Source organism: Mesorhizobium sp. P3_B5 (assembly GCF_056402815.1).
This window is the reverse complement of sequence record NZ_JBFUGR010000001.1, coordinates 279,901-299,875: the sequence shown is the minus strand read 5'-3', so window position 1 is coordinate 299,875 and position 19,975 is coordinate 279,901. Positions and strand designations below refer to the sequence as shown.

Annotated in this window: 20 protein-coding genes; 10 read left to right on the top strand and 10 right to left on the bottom strand. The window is 65.0% G+C overall.

Annotation, left to right across the window (positions count from 1 at the left end):
• Positions 1-33 precede the first annotated feature (33 nt).
• The 4 genes from AC1DVW_RS01440 to AC1DVW_RS01425 all read left to right on the top strand — a co-directional run bounded on the left by AC1DVW_RS01440 (position 34) and on the right by AC1DVW_RS01425 (position 3,480).
• A complete protein-coding gene (locus AC1DVW_RS01440) occupies positions 34-708 on the top strand; it encodes a CvpA family protein (RefSeq protein WP_477248325.1) in 675 nt (224 codons plus the stop codon).
• 129 nt (positions 709-837) lie between these two features.
• Positions 838-2,319, top strand: coding sequence for an amidophosphoribosyltransferase (gene purF / locus AC1DVW_RS01435; protein ID WP_477248327.1), 1,482 nt, complete (start codon positions 838-840; stop codon positions 2,317-2,319).
• A 48-nt stretch (positions 2,320-2,367) separates the two neighbouring features.
• On the top strand, positions 2,368-3,123 hold the full coding sequence (locus tag AC1DVW_RS01430) for an SDR family NAD(P)-dependent oxidoreductase (protein ID WP_477320788.1): 756 nt from the start codon (positions 2,368-2,370) through the stop codon (positions 3,121-3,123).
• A 135-nt stretch (positions 3,124-3,258) separates the two neighbouring features.
• Positions 3,259-3,480 carry a hypothetical protein gene (locus AC1DVW_RS01425; RefSeq protein WP_477248331.1) on the top strand — a complete coding sequence of 74 codons (222 nt, stop codon included), beginning with the start codon at positions 3,259-3,261 and terminating at the stop codon, positions 3,478-3,480.
• A 207-nt stretch (positions 3,481-3,687) separates the two neighbouring features.
• Here the strand turns inward: AC1DVW_RS01425 and AC1DVW_RS01420 are convergent, their stop codons facing one another.
• Together AC1DVW_RS01420 and AC1DVW_RS01415 are read right to left on the bottom strand one after the other, a co-directional pair.
• Complete coding sequence (locus tag AC1DVW_RS01420) at positions 3,688-4,194, bottom strand: OsmC family protein (protein WP_477320787.1); 507 nt, start codon at positions 4,192-4,194, stop codon at positions 3,688-3,690.
• A gap of 313 nt (positions 4,195-4,507) precedes the next feature.
• Positions 4,508-4,939, bottom strand: coding sequence for a nuclear transport factor 2 family protein (locus AC1DVW_RS01415; protein WP_477248335.1), 432 nt, complete (start codon positions 4,937-4,939; stop codon positions 4,508-4,510).
• Between the two features lie 292 nt (positions 4,940-5,231).
• On the opposite strand from AC1DVW_RS01415, the gene AC1DVW_RS01410 reads away from it, so the two are divergent.
• Positions 5,232-6,173, top strand: a complete 942-nt coding sequence (locus tag AC1DVW_RS01410; protein ID WP_477320786.1) for a DMT family transporter — start codon at positions 5,232-5,234, stop codon at positions 6,171-6,173.
• A 133-nt stretch (positions 6,174-6,306) separates the two neighbouring features.
• Here the strand turns inward: AC1DVW_RS01410 and AC1DVW_RS01405 are convergent, their stop codons facing one another.
• Positions 6,307-7,170 (bottom strand): LysR substrate-binding domain-containing protein, encoded by an 864-nt coding sequence (locus AC1DVW_RS01405; protein WP_477320785.1) that lies wholly within the window; start codon positions 7,168-7,170, stop codon positions 6,307-6,309.
• Between the two features lie 115 nt (positions 7,171-7,285).
• On the opposite strand from AC1DVW_RS01405, the gene AC1DVW_RS01400 reads away from it, so the two are divergent.
• Positions 7,286-7,693 (top strand): tautomerase family protein, encoded by a 408-nt coding sequence (locus tag AC1DVW_RS01400; RefSeq protein WP_477320784.1) that lies wholly within the window; start codon positions 7,286-7,288, stop codon positions 7,691-7,693.
• A 159-nt stretch (positions 7,694-7,852) separates the two neighbouring features.
• Positions 7,853-10,075, top strand: coding sequence for an AMP-binding protein (locus tag AC1DVW_RS01395; protein ID WP_477320783.1), 2,223 nt, complete (start codon positions 7,853-7,855; stop codon positions 10,073-10,075).
• Between the two features lie 443 nt (positions 10,076-10,518).
• Here the strand turns inward: AC1DVW_RS01395 and AC1DVW_RS01390 are convergent, their stop codons facing one another.
• Positions 10,519-11,334: a CDP-alcohol phosphatidyltransferase family protein gene (locus AC1DVW_RS01390; protein ID WP_477248347.1), complete on the bottom strand. Its 816-nt coding sequence runs from the start codon at positions 11,332-11,334 to the stop codon at positions 10,519-10,521.
• Between the two features lie 3 nt (positions 11,335-11,337).
• The gene (locus tag AC1DVW_RS01385; protein WP_477248349.1) at positions 11,338-12,036 is read right to left on the bottom strand and encodes a phosphatidylserine decarboxylase; all 699 of its coding nucleotides are present in this window, start codon (positions 12,034-12,036) and stop codon (positions 11,338-11,340) included.
• A gap of 210 nt (positions 12,037-12,246) precedes the next feature.
• Between AC1DVW_RS01385 and AC1DVW_RS01380 the strand changes: the two genes are divergently transcribed.
• Entirely contained in the window at positions 12,247-13,140 is an 894-nt protein-coding gene (locus tag AC1DVW_RS01380; RefSeq protein ID WP_477320782.1) for an SMP-30/gluconolactonase/LRE family protein, read from the top strand.
• Here the strand turns inward: AC1DVW_RS01380 and AC1DVW_RS01375 are convergent.
• The 4 genes from AC1DVW_RS01375 to AC1DVW_RS01360 form a co-directional block, all read right to left on the bottom strand.
• Positions 13,119-13,460 carry an antibiotic biosynthesis monooxygenase family protein gene (locus AC1DVW_RS01375; RefSeq protein WP_477248352.1) on the bottom strand — a complete coding sequence of 114 codons (342 nt, stop codon included), beginning with the start codon at positions 13,458-13,460 and terminating at the stop codon, positions 13,119-13,121. The two genes, AC1DVW_RS01380 and AC1DVW_RS01375, sit on opposite strands and share 22 nt — an antisense overlap.
• A 285-nt stretch (positions 13,461-13,745) precedes the next feature.
• Positions 13,746-15,632, bottom strand: coding sequence for an ABCB family ABC transporter ATP-binding protein/permease (locus tag AC1DVW_RS01370; protein ID WP_477320781.1), 1,887 nt, complete (start codon positions 15,630-15,632; stop codon positions 13,746-13,748).
• A gap of 24 nt (positions 15,633-15,656) precedes the next feature.
• Positions 15,657-15,989: an ArsR/SmtB family transcription factor gene (locus tag AC1DVW_RS01365; protein ID WP_477243986.1), complete on the bottom strand. Its 333-nt coding sequence runs from the start codon at positions 15,987-15,989 to the stop codon at positions 15,657-15,659.
• A gap of 229 nt (positions 15,990-16,218) precedes the next feature.
• Complete coding sequence (locus AC1DVW_RS01360; RefSeq protein ID WP_477320780.1) at positions 16,219-17,835, bottom strand: LysM peptidoglycan-binding domain-containing protein; 1,617 nt, start codon at positions 17,833-17,835, stop codon at positions 16,219-16,221.
• Positions 17,836-17,963: 128 nt separating this feature from the next.
• Between AC1DVW_RS01360 and AC1DVW_RS01355 the strand changes: the two genes are divergently transcribed.
• Positions 17,964-18,575 carry an LOG family protein gene (locus AC1DVW_RS01355; RefSeq protein WP_477316436.1) on the top strand — a complete coding sequence of 204 codons (612 nt, stop codon included), beginning with the start codon at positions 17,964-17,966 and terminating at the stop codon, positions 18,573-18,575.
• A gap of 75 nt (positions 18,576-18,650) precedes the next feature.
• Here the strand turns inward: AC1DVW_RS01355 and AC1DVW_RS01350 are convergent, their stop codons facing one another.
• Entirely contained in the window at positions 18,651-19,556 is a 906-nt protein-coding gene (locus AC1DVW_RS01350; RefSeq protein WP_477320779.1) for a LysR family transcriptional regulator, read from the bottom strand.
• 95 nt (positions 19,557-19,651) lie between these two features.
• Between AC1DVW_RS01350 and AC1DVW_RS01345 the strand changes: the two genes are divergently transcribed.
• On the top strand, positions 19,652-19,942 hold the full coding sequence (locus AC1DVW_RS01345) for a muconolactone Delta-isomerase family protein (RefSeq protein ID WP_477320778.1): 291 nt from the start codon (positions 19,652-19,654) through the stop codon (positions 19,940-19,942).
• Positions 19,943-19,975 lie beyond the last annotated feature (33 nt).

Genomic DNA, 19,975 nt, shown 5'->3' with positions numbered 1-19,975 from the left:
CGTGAAATAGAAAATCGGAGTGGGGCGAAAGACATGCCGATTACGCTGCTTGACGGAATTCTTGTCGGCTTCACCCTGGTTTCGGCGATGCTCGCCATGGTTCGCGGCTTTTCACGCGAGATTCTGTCCGTCATCTCCTGGGCAGCGGCGGCAGCGGCGGCGTTCTTCTTCTACAAGCCGGTGCTGCCCTACATCCAGCCCTATGTCGACAACGACAAGATCGCCATGGCGGCTGCCGCCGGCGTCGTCTTCATCATCGCGCTGATCGTCGTCTCCGTCATCACCATGAAACTCGCCGACTGGATCATCGATTCCAGGATCGGCGCGCTCGACCGCACGCTCGGCTTCCTCTACGGCGCGGCGCGCGGCATCCTGGTGGTTGCAGTGGCGCTGTTGTTCTTCAACTGGCTGGCCGGCGCCAAGGCTCCGGCCTGGATCGCCAACGCCAAGTCGAAGCCGCTGCTGGAATCGATCGGCGCCAAGCTCGAAAGCCTGCTGCCGGAAGATCCGGAAAACGCCATCCTCAAGAAGCTCAATCCGAATCAGCCGGCCGCGCCGGAGACGCCCCCTGCAGCCGACGCGCCGGCAGCGGATGCGCCTGCGGCCGGCGACGATGCCGATGCTCCGGCACCCGACGACAGCGAGACCGACGCGCCTCCGGCCGAAAATGCACCGGCCGCTCCGGCCCCGGCTGCGCCGGCAAACTGACTTTTGGGCAAGGTGGCACCTGCCAGACGGCGCCATCTCGCGACTGACGATCATGTGAACGGCGCACAGCATGCGTTGCTTTCGACGCACTATCACCTTATATGGCGATTTTAGCGGAGCTTGAGCCCCATGGCAGTTTCGAAGGCAGACGCAGACGACGTGCTTTCCGCCGAAGCCGACGATCATTTTCATGACGAATGCGGCGTGTTCGGCATTTTCGGCCGGCAGGATGCTGCGGCGATCGTCACGCTTGGCCTCCATGCGCTGCAACATCGCGGCCAGGAAGCGGCCGGCATCGTTTCCTACGACGGCACCCAATTCCATGTCGAACGCCATGTCGGCCTGATCGGCGACACGTTTACCAAGCAGCGCGTCATCGACAGCTTGCAAGGCAACCGCGCCATCGGCCACACCCGCTACGCCACCACCGGCGGCGCCGGCCTGCGCAACATCCAGCCCTTTTTCGCCGAACTTGCCGATGGCGGCTTCGCCGTCGCCCATAACGGCAATTTGACCAACGCCATGACCGTGCAGCGCGCGCTACAGAAACAGGGCGCGATCTTCTCGTCGACCTCCGACACCGAGACGCTGCTGCATCTGGTTGCCACCAGCAAGGAGCGCGACCTGAATTCGCGCTTCATCGATGCGGTGCGTCAGGTCGAAGGCGCCTTCTCGCTGGTGGCGATGACGTCCAAGAAGATGATCGGCTGCCGCGATCCGCTCGGCATCCGCCCGCTGGTGCTCGGCGATCTCGACGGCGCCTGGATCCTGGCCTCCGAAACCTGCGCACTCGACATCATCGGCGCGCGCTTCGTGCGCGACCTGAAGCCGGGCGAGATGGTCGTCGTCACCAGCAAGGGCATAGAAAGCCTGTTCCCGTTCGAGCCGCAGAAGACCCGTTTCTGCATCTTCGAATATGTTTATTTCGCCCGCCCGGATTCGTCGGTCGAAGGTCGCAACGTCTATGAGGTGCGCAAGCGCATCGGCGCCGAGCTGGCGCAGGAAAGCCCTGTAGAGGCCGACATCGTCGTGCCGGTGCCCGATTCGGGCACACCGGCGGCGATCGGCTTCAGCCAGGCCGCGGGCATCCCCTTCGAGCTCGGCATCATCCGCAACCACTATGTCGGCCGCACCTTTATCCAGCCGGGCGATTCGATCCGCCACATGGGCGTCAAGCTCAAGCACAACGCCAACCGCCGCATGATCGAGGGCAAGCGCGTGGTGCTGGTCGACGACTCGATCGTGCGCGGCACCACCAGCCAGAAGATTGTCCAGATGGTGCGCGACGCCGGCGCCAAGGAAGTGCATATGCGCATCGCCTCGCCGCCGACGCGCGCCTCCTGTTTCTACGGCGTCGACACGCCGGAGAAGTCGAAGCTTCTGGCCTCGCGCATGTCGATCGAAGAGATGGCCGAGTTCATCCGCGTCGATTCCCTCGGTTTCCTCAGCATCGACGGGCTCTACCGCGCCGTCGGCGAGGCGGGTCGCGACAATGAGCAGCCGCAATTCTGCGACGCCTGCTTCACCGGCCAGTACCCGACGCGCCTGCTCGACTTCGAAGGCCACGACAATGTGCGCACGCTGTCGCTGCTGGCGACGAGCGGGGCATAGGATTGCCGGTCCGCCATTTTCCCTAGTCAGATTTCCGGAATCCATCGCATGACCCTCGACCTTTCCGGCCGCGTTGCGGTCGTCACCGGCGCCTCGCGTGGCATCGGCTACTTCATCGCCAAAGAGCTTGCCGCTGCCGGTGCGCATGTCATCGCCGTTGCCCGCACCGTTGGCGGGCTGGAAGAGCTCGACGACCAGATCAAGGCCGAGCGCGCGAAGACCAGCAAGGGCGAGGCGACGCTGGTGCCGCTCGACCTTGCCGACATGGCCGGCATCGACCGGTTGGGCGGCGCCATCCATGAGCGCTGGGGCAAGCTCGACATCCTCGTTGCCAACGCCAGCGTGCTCGGCGTCATCTCGCCGATCGGCCATGTCGAGGCAAAAACCTTCGAGAAGGTGATGACCATCAACGTCACCTCGACATGGCGGCTGATCCGCTCGGTCGACCCGCTTCTGCGTCTCTCCGATGCGGGCCGCGCGATCCTACTGTCTGCCAACTCAGCCCATTCCGCGCGCGCCTTCTGGGCGCCCTATGCGGCCTCGAAGGCGGCGGTCGAGACCATGATGCGCTCCTGGGCGCATGAGACGGAAAACCTGCCGCTCAGGGTCAACGCCGCCGACCCCGGCCCCACCCGCACGGCGATGCGCGCGCAAGCCGTGCCCGGCGAAGACCCGGAGACGCTGCCGCATCCATCCGAAATCGCCAAACGCATCGTGCCGCTGGCCAGCCCGGACCTGAAAGAGACCGGGCTGATCTTCCAAGCCAAGCACAACCGGTTCGTCGCCTACCGGCAGCCAGAATAGGCCAGCTTTGGGGTGCCAGACATCACGGGGCTGTGATGTCATCGTGGAAGGCTGCGCGACGGCCACGCTTTCGCCATCGGTGCGAAGTTGATAGGATCAACCCGACTCCCACAACAAGCAAGACGAGGAATTCCCATGGCTGCTCCAAGCGTAGCGTTGGTCTGGTATCTGGTGATCGCCGGGCCGCAAGGCGGCATGGTGGTGCTGCCCAGCACCTTCGACACCCGCGAACAGTGCACCAACGCCGTCACCGAATATCAGAAGCAGCCGACGCCGGCCGGGTGGGCGGTGAACTGCGTGCCGAGCGCCTCGCCATTTACCGACGAGGGTGATGCAGAAGAGCCGGCGGCGCAGTAGCGTCATCTCCCCCCTGAGGGGGTTGAGAAGCGGTTCGCGTAGCGGACGGAAAGCCAATTGCTTGGCTTTCTGAGCGACGAAAGCCGGCAGGCCAGAGGGGGGTCGCCGCGCATAGAGCGCCAACCTCCTTCTGCCGTATGAAGTCGCGCCCGGTCGGCCCGCCCCCCTCTGTCGCCTTGGGCGACATCTCCCCCTCGAGGGGGGAGATCAGCGGCGCGCACTCACCGTCAATTCTGGCTTGCTGTTGATGGTCTGGAACACCACACAATAGCGTTCGGTCAGCTTGATCAGCGCGTCGATGCGCTCCTGCGGCTCGTCGGTGTCGAGGTTGAAACTCAGCCGGATGGCGCGAAAGCCGACCGGCGCGTCTCTTGCCACACCCAGCGTGCCGCGAAAGTCGAGATCGCCTTCGGCCTCGACCGTTGCAGCGCCCAGTTTGAACTCCAGCGCCGTCGCCACCGCTTTCAGCGTCACCCCGGCGCAGGCCACCAGCGCCTCCAGCAGCATGTCGCCCGAGCACAGTTCGAGCCCGGAGCCGCCGGTTGCCGGATGCAGACCGGCCACCGCCATCGCCCTGCCCGTCTCCACCTTGCAGGCGATCGACTGGTCGTCGATCGAACCCTTGGCCTTGAGCGTGATCAGCGCCCGCGAGGCATCGTCGCGATAGGCCTCCTTCAGCGGCGCCTGCATGGCCTTCAGTACGGTGGCGTCCATTTCCGATCCTTTTCGATAGTCCCTTGGCGCCATGGCGCCCGCGAGGGTTTGGAACGAAGCGATTGCGCGAGGCATCGTTGCGACAGGCCTCCTTCAGCGACGCGGCATGGCCTTCAGGGCGGTTGCGTCCATGTCCGCCTCCATGGCGACCACATGCTGATGCCGGTTCGGCCGGCCAAGACCAATGGCCAGGTTCGGGAACAACTACATGCCAGATTTCGCGAGCCTGAGCCGAACAGGCCTTCCCCCTTCAAGGCCCAAATACCCCTTGGGCGCCCAGCGAAGCTGTCTCCGCCGCGGCGCGGTGATGAAGTCAGGAACCGGTTCCACTGCTGGCTGTTGGCGGACGGCGCCCGGAGAGGGCTTCAACCGCCTCTTCGATGCCGACAACCTGCCGCTCGACGTCCTCCAGATACAGGCGCCCGGCCACAATCCGACCGTCGATGATTTCGAACAGCGTGACCCCGCGCACCTCGAAGGTTTGCCCGTCACTGCGAGTACCTGACCAATGCCATTCGCTCCACGTCGTGTCACCGTCTTGGACGGAGCGCGTGACCGCAGCATGGAAGTCAGGTATTCCAGAGAACATGGCCTCCCAGTTGGCGCGCATCTGGTCCCGCCCGACAAAGGCTCTGCTCGGGTGCGCCGGCTGAACGCTCCTATAGTTCTCGTGGATGAGAGCGGTGACAGCATCGAGGTGATGCGCGTTCATCGCCATCACCAGTCGATCGATCACTTCAGTCATCGAAAATCCCGGATTTATGCAGCGCACGCTCCGGCAAGCCCTCTCCATGGTCCGGGACGCGCCACGCCATTCGTGGGCTCAAAATTACCCGATTAAGCTGTAGCCGTCCAGCATTGCAACACGCCGAAAACGCGCGTCCGCCTCCTCGCATAACAGCATCGGCCGAATGAAAGGCCGCCAGACCCTGCCCCAACGCAAGCCGAAGTTGGCGTAGAGCCGCATCAGCCCTTGCCATAGGATCGTAACTGCTGCTGACAGCAAGGTGTCAAGACAGGAAGTGTAGTCTGGTGACATGACGGACTCTCTCGATCGACCTGAGACGCAGATGCAAGGCGCGCCCGACCTCGCCGCCGAGCGCACGCTGGGCATCATCCTGGTGTCGTCATCCGCGGCCGTCTTCGGCCTCACCGGCGTCTTGACCAAGTCGATCCATGCCGACCCGCTGACCATCATCTGCTGGCGCGGCTTTGTCGGCTCGATCCTGGTCGCACTCTATGTGCTGTGGCGGCGACACCGCTCCGGCGGGCGTGAGAGCCTGCGGCTAGGCTGGCGCGGCTGGCTGCTGGCGGTGGAAGGGGCGCTGGCCAGCATCGCCTTCATCTCGGCGTTCAAGTTCACCTTCGTCGCCAATGTCGCCATCATCTACGCCACCGTGCCCTTCGTCACCGCGCTGCTTGCCTTCCTGCTGGTCGGCGAGCGGTTCCGCCTGCAGACGCTGGCCGCCGCCGCCGTGTCGCTTTGCGGCGTGGCGATCATGGTGTGGTCGGGCTTCGGCAGCGGCAATCTCTTTGGCGATGGACTGGCGCTGCTGATGACGATGGGCAGCGCGCTCTACATGATCATGGTGCGCGCCTTCCGCGACACGCCGGTGGTGTGGGCGGGTGCGGTGTCGGCATTCCTTTTGTTCGTACTCGGCTGGTTCGTTACCGATCCGCTGGCGGTCTCGTCCAGGGATACCGTGCTGCTTGTCACGTTCGGCGCCTGCTTCGCGCTGTCCTCGATCCTGTGGACGGAGGGCGCGCGGCTCATCCCGGCGGCCGAATCCGGGCTGCTTGGCTCGGCCGAAGTGCCGTTCGCGATCCTGTTCGCCTTCCTGTTTCTGGGCGAAGTCGCGCCGGCCGCCAGCCTGATCGGCGGCGCCATCGTGCTCGCCGCGGTGTTTGCGCATGCCGGCCGCGACTGGCTGGTGGCCAGACAGAGAGTGGTCGGCACGCAAAGCGTGCATGTTCCCTGAAAAAAATTTTCGAAGTCACGGAACCATCATCAGACTCGGGCATTGTTGGTGCGACGGGCCACCCCCAAGTCCCCCCAAACCCCTCGGCCCGTCCTACTTGAAGCCGACCGTAAGGTCGGCTTTTTCTTTGCGTTCAGGCCGGAGCGGCCGACAAAGCAAGGTTGCCGCTCAGCAGCGCCGCAAGATGCTGCGCCGGCCGGTCGCCATCCTCACGCAGGCGGATGGCGAATTCGGCGACAGGAACCGGCGGCAAGCCAAGCTCGCGCGGCGCTTCGACAATGCCGGAATGGGCAAAGCGCGCCGTCCGCAGCGTCAGCGCGACGCCGGCATTCACCGCGGTGCGCAAGCCGGCCAGGCTGGCGCTGCCGGCGGCGATGCGGTAGCGGCGGCCGGCGGCGTCGAGAGCTGCAATCGCCGCTTCGCGAAAGCCGCAATACGGATCGAGCATTGCCAGCGGCACCTCCTCCTGGCGCGAGACCAGCCCCTTTTGCGACCAGAGCCAGATCATCGGCTCGCGCAGCACGCCGACTTCGTCCGGCGTCGCGGCCTGGCGCATGGCGATCGCCAGGTCGAGGGTGCCGGATTGCAACCCCTGCCCAAGTTCGGCGGAGCGGCCGACACGCAATTCGATCCGCACGCGCGGATGGTTGACGGCAAAGGCTCTCAGCAGGTCCGGCAGGCCGCTGTCGGCGAAATCCTGTGTCGTGCCGATGGCAACGCGGCCGTCGGCACGCGCGCCCTTCAGCGCCAGCCACGCCTCGCTGTGTACCGCCAGGATGCGCCTGGCATGTCCGACAAGATCCTCGCCGGCCGGCGTCAGGCCGCGACCACGGCCTTGCGCGAGAAGCAGCGGTTCGCCGACGATCTCCTCCAGCCGCTGCATCTGCGTGGTCACCGCCGAGGGCGAGCGGCCGACGGTCGATGCTGCCTGCGCCAGCGAGCCGCCATCGACGAAGGCGAGGAAGGTTTTCAGAAGGTCGGGATCGAGTGTTTGCATAATTCGATCATATCGAATTATAAGTTAAAAACAATTCGATTTTTTCTACCCATAGGCTGTGAGATGGTCTCTCCAACGGCGAACAGATGCCGCGAGAAACCAAGGAGACAAGACCATGCCGATCATCAATGTCAGCGTCACCGGTAAGCCCAACGCCACCCTTTCCGCAACAATCGCCAAGGAAGTGACCGAACTGACCGCGACGCATCTGCGCAAGGATCCAACCATCACCGCGGTCGCCATCACCTATCTCGACCCGGAGCACTGGTTCGCCGGCGGCAAGTCGCTGGCCGATCATGGCGCCAACACGTTCTGGCTCGACATCAAGGTGGTCGACGGCACCAACACCAAGCTTGAGCTGGAAGCGTATCTGAAGGCGATCTTCGCCGCCTTCGGCCGCCTTCTGGGCGCGGTGCATGAGGAGAGCTACGCCTTTGTGCATGAAGTGCCGGCTGCAGCCTATGGCTATGGCGGCAAGACGCAGGAATTCCGGTTTATCAGTGGGCGGTTGAAGGCGGCTTGAGACATCGATGCCGCCCCTCATCCGCCCTTCGGGCACCTTCTCCCCGTGAACGGGGAGAAGGAAAAAGCTGCGCATTGACCTTGTCCGCACTTCGGCTAGGCTCTGCCCGGAAGCGGCCGGAAAAGAGCCGCAGCGTGTAAACGCTGGGAGAGATGCGGCATGTTCCTGACACTGGCGCTGCTTGCGGGTCTGGTTGTGGCCTGGCTGCTGATCGGCGTGGTGGAGAAATTCCGCCTTGGCCTGCGCTTTGCCCAGGCGCTGCTCTATGTGCCGTTCAAGCTCGCCTACCGGATCGAAGACGATCGGATGAAGATCGCGCGCTCGGCACCGGCGCCGGTCATCTACGTCATCTCGCACCAGTCGCGGTTCGAACCGGCGCTGATGCTGTCGCTGCTGCCCGAGGACACGCTGCACATTCTCGACGAGGTCTCGGCGCGGTCGCCATGGCTGGAGCCGTGGCGCGAGCTTGGCCGCACCATCGCTTTCAACGCCGAGCATCTCTTCGTCAGCCGCCGGCTGGTGCGGGTGCTGAAGGGCAAAGGCCGGCTCGCCGTCTATCTGCCCGATGCGGCCGAACCTGACGTCAAGGCGTTTCGGCTGTTTCGCGCCGTCACCCGCATCGCCATGCAGGCGGATGCCTGCATCGTGCCGATCTTTGTCGGCGGCGCGCGCAGCCTGCCAGGGTCGCTGACGCCGGCCGACAAGGCACCGCGGCACTGGTTTCCGCACCTGTCGATCAGCGCCCTGGAGCCGATGACCATCGCCGAGCTTTTGGCGCAAAACCCCGACCAGGCCTCGAACACCAACGCACTGTTCGATCGTGTCGCCGAGGCCCGGCTTTTCGGCACAAATCTTAATCGCGGCCTGTTCCTGGCCATGCGCGATGCCGCCGACCGGGTCGGCGCCTCGCATCCAATCATCGAGGACGTCATCTCAGGCGCGCTGAGCTACCGCAAAATGTTCATCGGCGCGCGGGTGCTGGGCCGCCGATTCGAAGCGGTGACGGCGCCGGGCGAAGCGGTGGGGATCTTGCTGCCCAACGCCAATGGCGTGGTGCTGTCGTTCGTTGGCCTGTTGTCGGCCGACCGGGTGGCGGCGATGATCAACTACACCGCCGGCCCGGCCAGCGTCACCGCCGCCGTGCGCACGGCGGTAATCCGCACCGTTATCTCTTCACGTGCCTTCGTCGAGAAGGCCGACCTCGCCGACATCATCGCGGCGGTCGAAAAAGGCGGCGCCAAACTGCTGTGGCTGGAGGATGTGCGGACCAGCGTCACCACGTTGGAGAAGCTCACCGCGGCCTTGCTGTGGCGATTGCCCCTGCAGCGGCAGGACGCTGCCAAACCGGCGGTGATCCTGTTCACTTCGGGTTCGGAAGGCACGCCCAAGGCGGTGGTGCTGTCGCACAAGAACCTTGTGGCCAACGCCATGCAGGCAGAGGCGCGCGTCACCATCTCGCCGGTCGACATCCTGCTCAACGTGCTGCCGGTGTTCCACTCGTTCGGGCTCACCGGCGGCACCATCCTGCCGCTGGTCACCGGGGTAAAACTGTTTCTCTACCCCTCGCCTCTGCACTACAAGATCATCCCCGAGATCGCCCGCAAGGTGAAGCCGACGATCATGTTCGGCACCGATACGTTCCTCGCCAACTACGCGCGCACCGCCAAGGATGGCGACTTCTCCAGCCTGCGCTTCGTCGTCGCCGGTGCCGAAGCGGTGAAGCCGGAGACGCGCCGCGTCTACCGCGAGCGCTTCCAGGCCGAGATCATCGAAGGGTTCGGGCTGACCGAGGCCGCACCGGTTGTTGCCGTCAACACCGCCATCCATGGCCGCGACGGCACGGTCGGGCGGCTGCTGCCGGCCATGCGCATGAAGCTCGAGGCGGTCGAGGGCATCGAGGATGCCGGCCGGCTGTGGCTCGACGGACCGAACCTGATGATGGGCTATATGACCGCAGACCGGCCGGGCGAATTGCAGCCGCTCGAGGGCTGGCACGACACTGGCGACATCGTCGCGGTCGACCGCGAAGGCTTCATCACCATTCGCGGCCGCGCCAAGCGCTTCGCCAAGATCGCCGGCGAGATGGTGTCACTGGGCGCGGTGGAAATGCTGGTGCAATCGCTGTGGCCGGAAGAGCGGCATGCCGCGGTCGCGGTGCCGGACAAACGGCGCGGCGAGCGCATCGTGCTGGTCACCACCGCCGACGACGCCAATCCCGACGAGTTGCGCAAATTCGGCAAGCAGGCCGGCGCGGCCGAGCTGATGGTGCCCAACGACATCGTCAAGGTCGAGGAAATCCCGGTGCTGGGCTCGGGCAAGACCGACTATGTCTCGACGCGGAAGCTGGCGATCGAGAAGCTGGGGCTGGGTGTGGCGGCCTGAGAGTCCCTTGTCTAAAGGACCACCACCGACAATAGCAGGATAAGGCCGACCCCCATCATTAGCAGACCCGGCCAGTTCTGCGACAGACCAAAGAAACCGAGCCCGCGCCGCCGCGGCTCAAGTGTCGGGCCTGTCGTTGCGAGATTTGGCGTCGGGCGCTCCGGCGTCGCGGCAGAGGGCCTCGGATCGCTGAGCCGCCCGCGCCCGAGGACCGCGCCCGCCATGTACACAACGCACCGATAGTGAGTAACGCGCCGATGAGGATGACAGCCATTTCTCCTCGCTCTTGTTCAGGGCTTGTCTGACGCAAGTCGCTCTCGGGATTAGCGTTTCCGCTACGCCGCGCCTCGCCACTCATACCTGCCGACATAGCGCGACGGCCTGTTCCGATCGCCTATTGAGATACAACGTCAAGGTGCCCGGCAGGTTCCGACAGGGACCTGTCAGCCAATATCCGAAGGCGGAACCTTCTCGCCCTCGCGCTTGGCGCGTTTCGAGTACGCCCGCACGGAAAACGGCAGGAAGATCAGATAGCCGGCGACAGACGCGGTCAGCGTATACCAGGGATAGGTCATCAAAAGCAGGATGTAGAGCACGACGGCGAGGATGATCGGCAGCACCTTGTCGCCCGGCACTTTCAGGCTCTTGCCGGAATAGACAGGCAGCCGGCTGACCAGCAGGAAGGCGACCAGGACGGTGAAGCCGGTGGCGACGAAAGCGGCGGGGCGGCTGGGCTCAACGCCAACCCGCAGGAACGACAGATAAAGCGGCAGCATGACCAGCACGGCGCCTGCCGGCGCCGGCACGCCGACGAAATATTCGCTCTGCCAGATCGGGCGATCGTGGTCCTCGTCGAGAACGTTGAAGCGGGCGAGCCTCAGCCCGCAGGCGATGGCGAACAGCAGGACTGCGATCCAGCCCGGCGATCCCGCCCGGTCGAGCAGGAAGGCATAGAGCACCAAAGCGGGCGCGACGCCGAAATTGACGATGTCGGCCAGCGAATCCATCTGCGCGCCGAATTTCGAGGTCGCCTTCAACATCCGCGCCAGGCGCCCGTCAATGCCGTCGAGGAAGGCAGCGAGCAGCACCATCACCACCGCCGGCTCGAAGCGGCCTTCGAAGCCGAAGCGGATGCCGGACAGGCCGGCGCAAATGGCGAGCACGGTGACCAGGTTGGGCAGCACCATGCGCATCGGGATTTCGCGGATGCGCGGACCGCCGCTGCCATGCGCCTCGAATTTCTTGAACGGCGCGCCCATCGCTTACGAAATCCTGACCAGCGGCGTTCCGGCAACGCCGCCAAATTCGGCGATCACGGTTTCGCCGCCGACAGCGGTCTGGCCGACAGCGACGCGCGGCACGGCGGTCAAAGGCAGGAACACGTCGACGCGCGAGCCGAAGCGGATCAGTCCGAAACGCTCGCCGATGGCGATCGAGCCGCCGGTCTCGGCCCAGCAGACGATGCGGCGCGCCACCAGCCCGGCGATCTGCACGGCGACAACCGTGCCGTTGGGGCTGTCGATGATCAAGCCGTTGCGCTCGTTCTCGGTGCTGGCCTTGTCGAGTTCGGCGTTGAGGAATTTGCCCGGTCGATGCTCGATCCTGGAGATGCGGCCACGCACCGGGGCGCGGTTCACATGGCAGGAAAAGACATTCATGAAGACCGAGATGCGGGTCATTTCGGCGCCGCCAAGGCCAAGTTCGCGCGGCGGCACGGCCGGGCCGACGGCCGAGACGATGCCGTCGGCAGGGCTGACCACCAGCCGGTCGTCGACCGGCGTGACGCGCTCGGGGTCACGGAAGAAATAGACGCACCAGGCCGTCAGGATGAGGCCGACCCAGAACAGGATCGAGGAGAAATAGCCAAGGAAAAGCGTGCCAGCACCAAAGGCGGCGATGAACGGATAGCCCTCGCGATGGATCGGAACGAACGCATTCTTGACCGTGTCGACGAGGCTCATGGGATGGGGACAACCCTTGTTTCAGGTTCGGCCTCAATAGCGGAAACACCCCCTGCCCGCAACGCAACAATGGCGGCGCCCAAGGCATCGGACAGATGCGTACTGGCCGGCTGATAAAAACCAACGCTATTGTCGGGGCGAGCCACGCTCGCTCGTCCTTGGGAGATAGCGCTCCTTCGAAGTGCTGCCGAACCAACCACGGAGCCCGCAATGCCGTCGCAGAAATCAGCAGTCCATGAAGCGCGTATCGTAACGACTGGCCTCGCCTTCGGGGAATCGCCGCGCTGGCATGATGGACGCCTGTGGGTCTGTAACTGGGGCACCGGCGAGATCGTCGCTATCGATGGCGACGGCAACAGCGACATCATGCTGACCGTGCCGGCCGTCCTGCCCTATTCGATCGACTGGTTGCCGAACGGGCGCCTGCTCGTCGTCTCCGGCCGCGACGGGCTGCTGCTGCGACAGGAGCCTGACGGGACGCTGGTCACCCATGCCGATCTGAGAGGGCTTTCAAAGAGCCCGTGGAACGAGATCGTCGTCGACGGGCGCGCTAACATCTACGTCAATGGCGGTGGCCCGGCGCCGGCTGCCGGCGAGCATTTTGGACCAGGCACCATCGTGCTGATCACGCCTGATGGGACGATCCGCCAGGTGGCGGAGAACATCGCCTTTGCGAACGGCATGGCGGTGACACCGGACAACAGGACGCTGATCGTCGCCGAATCGCACGCCAACCGGCTGACCGCTTTCGACATCGGCGCCGATGGCAGCCTTGCCAACCGGCGGGTCTGGGCCGATCTCGGCAACGGCTTTCCCGACGGCATCTGCATCGATGCCGAGGGCGCCGTCTGGTATGCCGACGTGCCCAACCGGCATTGCGTGCGGGTGCGCGAAGGCGGCGACGTGCTGCAAAGCGTCGACGTCGATCGCGGCTGCTTTGCCTGCATGCTCGGCGGTCCGGACGGCAAGACGCTGCTCATCGTCGCCGCGGAGTGGCGCGGCTTCGAACATATGATCAGCGATGCCCGCACCGGCCAGGTGCTCAGCGCCGAGGCGCCGGCACAAGGGGCCGGCTGGCCGTCCTACAGCTCGGGCAAGCGCTGATAGTTGGCGATGTCGGCCCGGACACCGAGCCGGGCGATCGTCTCCTGCGGGTTGAAGGCGATGCGCTCATGCGCAGCCTTGACGATCGGCACGACCTTGTCGACGGCGGCCTGGCTTTCCCATTCGACGATGGTGACGAGGTTGAATTCACCCGGACCCGAGAACTGCTCGAGCAGGAAATCCTGGACGAAGCCTTGCTGCCGGCGCAGCAATTCATGCGTCGTCCTGACCTTGGTGAGGATCTCTTCGCGGGCAGCGGCCGGGACGACAAACTTGTCGACCCGAAACACGCTGCCATTGTGGTGATTTTTGGTACTCATTTCATTCATCTCCGATTTGGAAGGTTTGTTGGTCAGGAGGCTCGGAGATGGTTTGCAAGCTCAAGGTAAGTTGAGGTCAAGGGGATTTTTGCGGGGCGATGATGGCGCGGCGGCGGAGCGGCCATCTCCCCCCTTGAGGGGGAGATGGCCGGCAGGCCAGAGGGGGTCGTCTCACATAATCGCCGACGTCGTCCTCTTGATGAAGGCGCCGGCGCTTCACGCGCGGCGACCCCCTCTGTCGCCTCCGGCGACATCTCCCCCTCAAGGGGGGAGATCACGTCGGCGCTAGTTCACCTCTGACGTACGCCTGCGCACGACGACGCCAAGTTCGTCGCTTTCGCGTGCGAGGCGCAGCCGCTCCTCGGCTTCCGTCGCTTCGCGCTGGCGGTCCCACATCGAAGCGTAGAGGCCGCGCTTGCGCATCAGGGCGGCATGGGTGCCGCGCTCGGCGATCTGGCCGTCTTGCAGCACGATGATCTCGTCGGCGGTGATCACCGTCGACAGCCGGTGGGCGATGACGATTGTGGTGCGACCCTGGCTGACGAGGTCGAGCGCTGCCTGGATCTCCTGTTCGGTATGGCTGTCCAGCGCCGAGGTCGCCTCGTCGAGCATCAGGATCGGCGGCGCCTTGAGGATGGTGCGGGCGATCGCCACGCGCTGCTTCTCGCCACCCGACAGTTTCAGCCCGCGCTCGCCGACCATCGATTTGTAGCCGTTGGGCAGCCGCTCTATGAATGGCCCGATCTGGGCGAGTTCGGCGGCCTTGCGGACATCCTCCTCGCTGGCGCCGACACGGCCGTAGCGGATGTTGTAGGCAATGGTGTCGTTGAACAGCACGGTGTCCTGCGGCACCATGCCGATCGCGCCGCGCAGGCTCTCCTGCGTCACATCGCGGACGTCCTGGCCGTCGATCAGCACCGCCCCGCTCTGGATGTCGTAGAAGCGGAACAAAAGCCTGGAAATGGTCGACTTGCCGGCGCCCGAGGGTCCGACAATGGCGACCGTCTTGCCGGCCGGCACCTCGAAGCTGATGCCTTTGAGGATCTTTCGGTTGGGGTCGTAGGAAAAGTGCACGTCGCGGAATTCGACCTTACCGGTGCCGACGACCAAAGGTCTGGCATGAGGCTTGTCGAGGATCTCCTGCGGCACATCGAGCAGGTCGAACATCTGCTCGATGTCGGTCAGCCCCTGGCGGATTTCTCGGTAGATGAAGCCGATGAAATTGAGCGGCACCGAGAGCTGCACCAGCATGGCGTTGATGAAGACGAAATCGCCGACCGTCTGCGTGCCGGCCTGCACCTGCAGCGCCGACATGCACATGACGACAACCGTGCCGAGACCGAAGATGATGCCCTGGCCGAAGTTCAGCCAGCCGAGCGAAGTCCAGATCCGGGTCGCCGCGATCTCGTAGCGCGCCATCGAGCGGTCGAAACGCTCGGCCTCCATGCCTTCATTGTTGAAATACTTGACCGTTTCGTAGTTGAGCAGCGAGTCGATCGCCTTGGTGCTGGCGTCGGTGTCGCTGTCGTTCATGTCGCGGCGGATGACGATGCGCCAGTCGCTGGCCCGGACGGTGAACCAGATGTAGAGCAGCACCGTGACCGCAACGACAGCCACGTATTTCCAGCCATAGGTTACGGCGAAGATGCCAGCGGTCAGCGCGAATTCGAGAATGGTCGGCAAGGTGTTGAGCACGGTGAAGCGCACGATCGTCTCGATGCCCTTGGTGCCGCGCTCGATGATGCGCGACAGGCCGCCGGTGCGCCGTTCCAGGTGAAAGCGCAGCGACAGTTCGTGCATGTGGACGAAGGTGCGGAAGGCGAGCTGGCGCACCGCATATTGGCCGACGCGGGCAAACAGCGCATCGCGCAGCTGGTTGAAGCCGAGTTGCACCAGCCGCACGACATTGTAGGCGACGACCAGCATGACCGGCGCCAGCAGGAATGTCGGCAGCGGCGGCACCGACTTGGCATCGCCGGCCAGCGCATCGGTCGCCCATTTGAAGAAATAGGGCCCAGCGACCAGGGTCAGCTTGGCGACGACCAGTAGCACGGTCGCCCACACCACCCGCGCCCTGAGGTCGGCGCGGTCGGCCGGCCACATATACGGCCACAGGTTGCGCAAGGTCTTGAAGGTCGAGCCGGAGTCGGCGGAGACGGTTTTTTCGGCCATTTTTGGTGCCTTCTTCTTATCTTTTTAGCGGCCGGAGCAGCAGGAATTGACGAGCGCGGTCAGCGATGCCGAGATATCGGCGAGCGCCGCACGGTCGACCTCGTAGCGCGAGCGCTGGCGGTCGGGCTCGAAGCGGACCAGCCCGGCTTCGACGAGGATCTTCAGATGTTGGGAAACGGTGGATTGCGCCAGGTCGAGATGGTCGACGACCTCACGGCAGCAGCAGGAACTGCTGGCCGACAGATGTTTCAGGATTTCGATGCGCGCCGGATGCGAAAGAGCGGCCATGCGGGCAGCGACGGCGCGGCTGTCGGGGGCGCGGCAGCGTGTGTTTGTTTCGAGGAGAGATTCTGTCATCGGTCATCGGCGATAGACGATGAACGGGTGTGGGGCAAGCTACTCCAATGGGTAGCGACCTAGTCTCCCCCCTTGAGGGGGAGATGTCGCCGAGGGCGACAGAGGGGGTCGGTACGTCCTGACGCGACGTCGCTCGGAGAAAAGAGAAGGTCGACGCTTCACGCGCGACGACCCCCTCTGGCCTGCCGGCCATCTCCCTCTCAAGGGGGGAGATTAGCCAATCCCCGACCTACTGCGTTTTGGCCGGCGGGGTCGTCATCTGGTCGCCCATCGCCTTGAGGTCGGCGGCTTCGCCTTCCTTCGACTTTTCCGGCACCTTGAACACCTGCCCCGGCCAGATGCGGTCGGGATCGGTGATCTGGTCCTGGTTGGCGAGGTAGATGGTCGAATAGCGGACGCCGTGGCCGTAGACGCGCCGCGAAATCCGCCACAGCGTGTCGTGGCGGCGGATGATGACGGCGCCGTCGGCATGTTCGAGCTTGGGCGCTACGGTCTCGGGCACTTCGGCCGGCGGCGTTGCTGCCGCCACCACGGCCGGAGCCTCGGCGGCAGGAGCCGGCGTCGTCGCTGGTGCCGTCTCGGCCGGCGCGGCGGCAACAGCCGGCGCCGCGGGTGCGGGCGTTTCTGCGACCACTGCCGGTGCAGGCTGGGCGGCGGGTTCGGTTGTTGCAGGTGCGGCAGGCGCTTCGGCCACCGTCGCCGGCGCTGCCGGCTTGACCTCGGCAGGCTTGGCCTCGGCGGGCGCCACGGCGGCAACCGCCTCGCCCGGCTCGCGCTCGAACGGCACAGCGGCACGGGCCACCACCTTCACCCCGTCGGCATCGAGGCCGTCGACATGGATGGTGTAGCTGCCGACCGGAATGTCGCGCGTCGCCTCGACCAGGAAGTGGCCGTCAGGCGAGGTTTGTGCATCGCCGAGCAGGATGTCGTTGGCATAGGCGCGCACCTTGCGGCCGGCATCGGCGAGGCCGGCAACGAAAATCTTGTTGCCGTCGATCTCGACCGCCTCGACGACGATCTTGGGTTCGGCCACGGCTGCCGCCGGCGGCGTCGCCGGCGCCGCCTCAACCACGGCCGGTGCAGCCGGCGCGGGGGCGGCAGGTTCAGCAGCTGCGGCAGGCGCCGGAGCAGCGGGCGCAGGTGCCTCGGCAGCCGGCGCGGCAGGCTTCGTCTCGGGCGCCGGAACAGTCAGCAATTCGGCCGGCTTGCCCGGTTCCTCGACCATCGCCAGCACCTGGCCGGCGGCATCCTTGGGAACCGAGACGACAGCGGTCTGCACCGATGGGGTGACGACATCGCCGGTCGTGGCGCGCAGCGCGATCGTGTAATCGCCAGGCTTCAGCGGATCGTCGAGAACGATGACAAAGGCGCCATCGGGACCGGCGACCGTCGAACCGAGAACCGTCGAGCCGTCGAGGATTTCGACCTTGGCGTTGGGCGCCGCATTGCCGGCAACGACGATGGAGCCGTTGCTTTCGACGCGAACGACATCGAAGCTCGGCGCAATCGGGCCGGTGGCGGCCGGTGCTGCGGCAGGCGGGGTCGCTGCCGCGGGTGCTGCAGGCGCTGCCGCATCCGTTGCCGGCGCAGCCGGTGCCGCGGCATCCGTTGCAGGTGCTGGCGCAGCCGGCGCCGGCGCATCGGTGGCCGCGGCGGGTGCTGGCGGCAGCCGTCCCTCGGTCCCCGGGTCTGCCGGCTTTTGCGCCGGCGGTGTCAGCGCCGCGACTTCCGCCGGCGGCGTGTGATTGAGATACGGGTCAAGTGCACCCGACACATAGGCCGTTCCCGCGACCGCGGCAGTCCCACCCGCCGCGAACAAAAACGCCTTCAATGGATTGATTGCCATGTATTTGCTTACCCCTTAGCCACCTAATGCCGGTCTAGCGCGTTTTGTCTGGACCGACAAGAAAAAGCCCGGGCTTGTTCACCTCTGGGGCTTGACCACGCTTTCAGACCCAATCACCAATCACTTGCATGAACACGATTCGATCCGTCTGTGTCTATTGCGGCTCGTCTCCGGGCCGCGATGAAACCTATGCCAAGGCCGGACACCTGCTTGGCCGTTCGATTGCCAGGTCCGGCCTGCGGCTGATCTATGGCGGCGGCACCAAAGGCATCATGGGCGCCGTCGCCGAAGGCGCGTTGCGGGCCGGCGGCAAGGTTACGGGCATTATTCCCCGCTTCCTCATCAACAAGGAAGCAACCGGAACCGCGCTTGACCGGCTCGACGAGCTCGTGATCACCGATAACATGCACGAGCGCAAACATAAGATGTTCGAGAAATCCGACGCCTTTGTGGCGCTGCCGGGCGGCATCGGCACGGTCGAGGAGATCGTCGAGATCATGACCTGGGGCCAGCTCGGCCATCACCGCAAGCCGATCGTCTTCGCCAACGTCAAGGGCTTCTGGGACCCGATGCTGGCGCTGCTCGACCACATGACGGCGGAAGGCTTCATCCACACTGCGCAGCGGGTCAAGCCACTGGTGGTCGCCGACCCCGAAGCGATCGTCGCCGCCATCATGGTGGCGGGATCGTCCGTCGATGCGCCGACGGAGGGCGTGCAGTCGGTGATTGACAAGATGTGAGGGAGTAAGGGAATAGGCAGTAGGGGAACAAGGAAGAGCACCTATTCCTACTGCCTACTGCCTACTGCCTACTGCCTACTGCCTACTGCCTACTGCCTTCCTCAACTCCTCAATCACCGCCCGCTTGTCCTGCCGCCGCCAGGCAAGATGGATCGAGACGGTGCGCTCGAACCACGGCAAGTCGCGAAACACGATCCCGGGCGGGGCGGCACTGCGCAGGCTCTGCTGCACCGTCGCCAGGCCAAGGCCGGCGCCGACCAGGCCGAGCGAGGTCAGCGGATCGGCCGTCTCGTAGGCGATGTCGGGCACGAAGCCGGCCTCGATGCAGGCAGCGAGAAACTGGCCGCGGTTGGTGTCGGCGGGCTGGCGCACCACGGTTATCCAGATGCGGCCGTCGAGATGATGCGGGCGGATGTCGGCGACAGCTGTGAGCGCATCGCCCTCGGGTATCGCCAGCACCAGCGGCTCTCGCCGGACAAGCGTCGAGGCAATTTCAGGATAGTCGGCCGGCGGCGGCGAGTAGACAAGGGCGAGATCGAGCGTGCGCTGGCGCAACCCCTCCAATTGCGCGGCCGAGCGCAGGCTCATCAGGCTGAGGTTGAGCTGCGGCCGGTCGCGGCGGAACTGCTTGAGCATGCCGGCGACCAGCCCGGCATGCACCGCGCCCTCGACATAGCCGATGGCAAGGCGGCCGGCGGCGCCGGTCGCCAGGTCGCGTCCGAACGCCTCCAGCCGCTTCGCACCGGCAAGCAGCGCCTTCGCCTCAGCAAGGAAGGCTTGCCCCTCGGCATTGAGATGCACCCGTTGCTTTGCCCGTTCGAACAGGGTGACGCCGAGCTGCGCCTCGAGCTGCATGATCTGCCGGCTCAAGGGCGATTGCGAGATGTGCAGCGCTTCGGCGGCGCGGCCGACATTGCCGGCTTCGGCGACGGCAACGAAATAGCGGATCTGGCGCAGGTCGAGCATTTTTTCCTCGGGCATCGAGTCCTAAAAGGTCTCAATTTTAGCCTAATAAGTCTTGGACAGTCTGACGAGTGGCGGTGATAGTTCGGCCATCCCAAACACAGGAGACCGCCATGCAATTCTTTGCCCTTCTCACCCGCAACACCGAAAAGTTCAGCGACGCCGATTTCGCCCCGCTTTTGCCCGGCGAGGCCGAGCAGCGCCGCACGCTCTATGCCGAAGGCGCCATGCGCCAGGTGTGGAACCGTGGCGACGTTCCCGGCAGCGGCATGATGTTCGAGGCCGGCAGCGACGCCGACGTGCGCGGCCATCTTGCCACTCTGCCGCTGGTTAAGGCCGGGATGATGGACGTTGCAGCGGTCGTGCCGCTCAACCCTTACCCCGGGTTTGGGCCGAAGCGCTGAATCGCCCTAAAATAATGCGGCCGGCGGCGATCG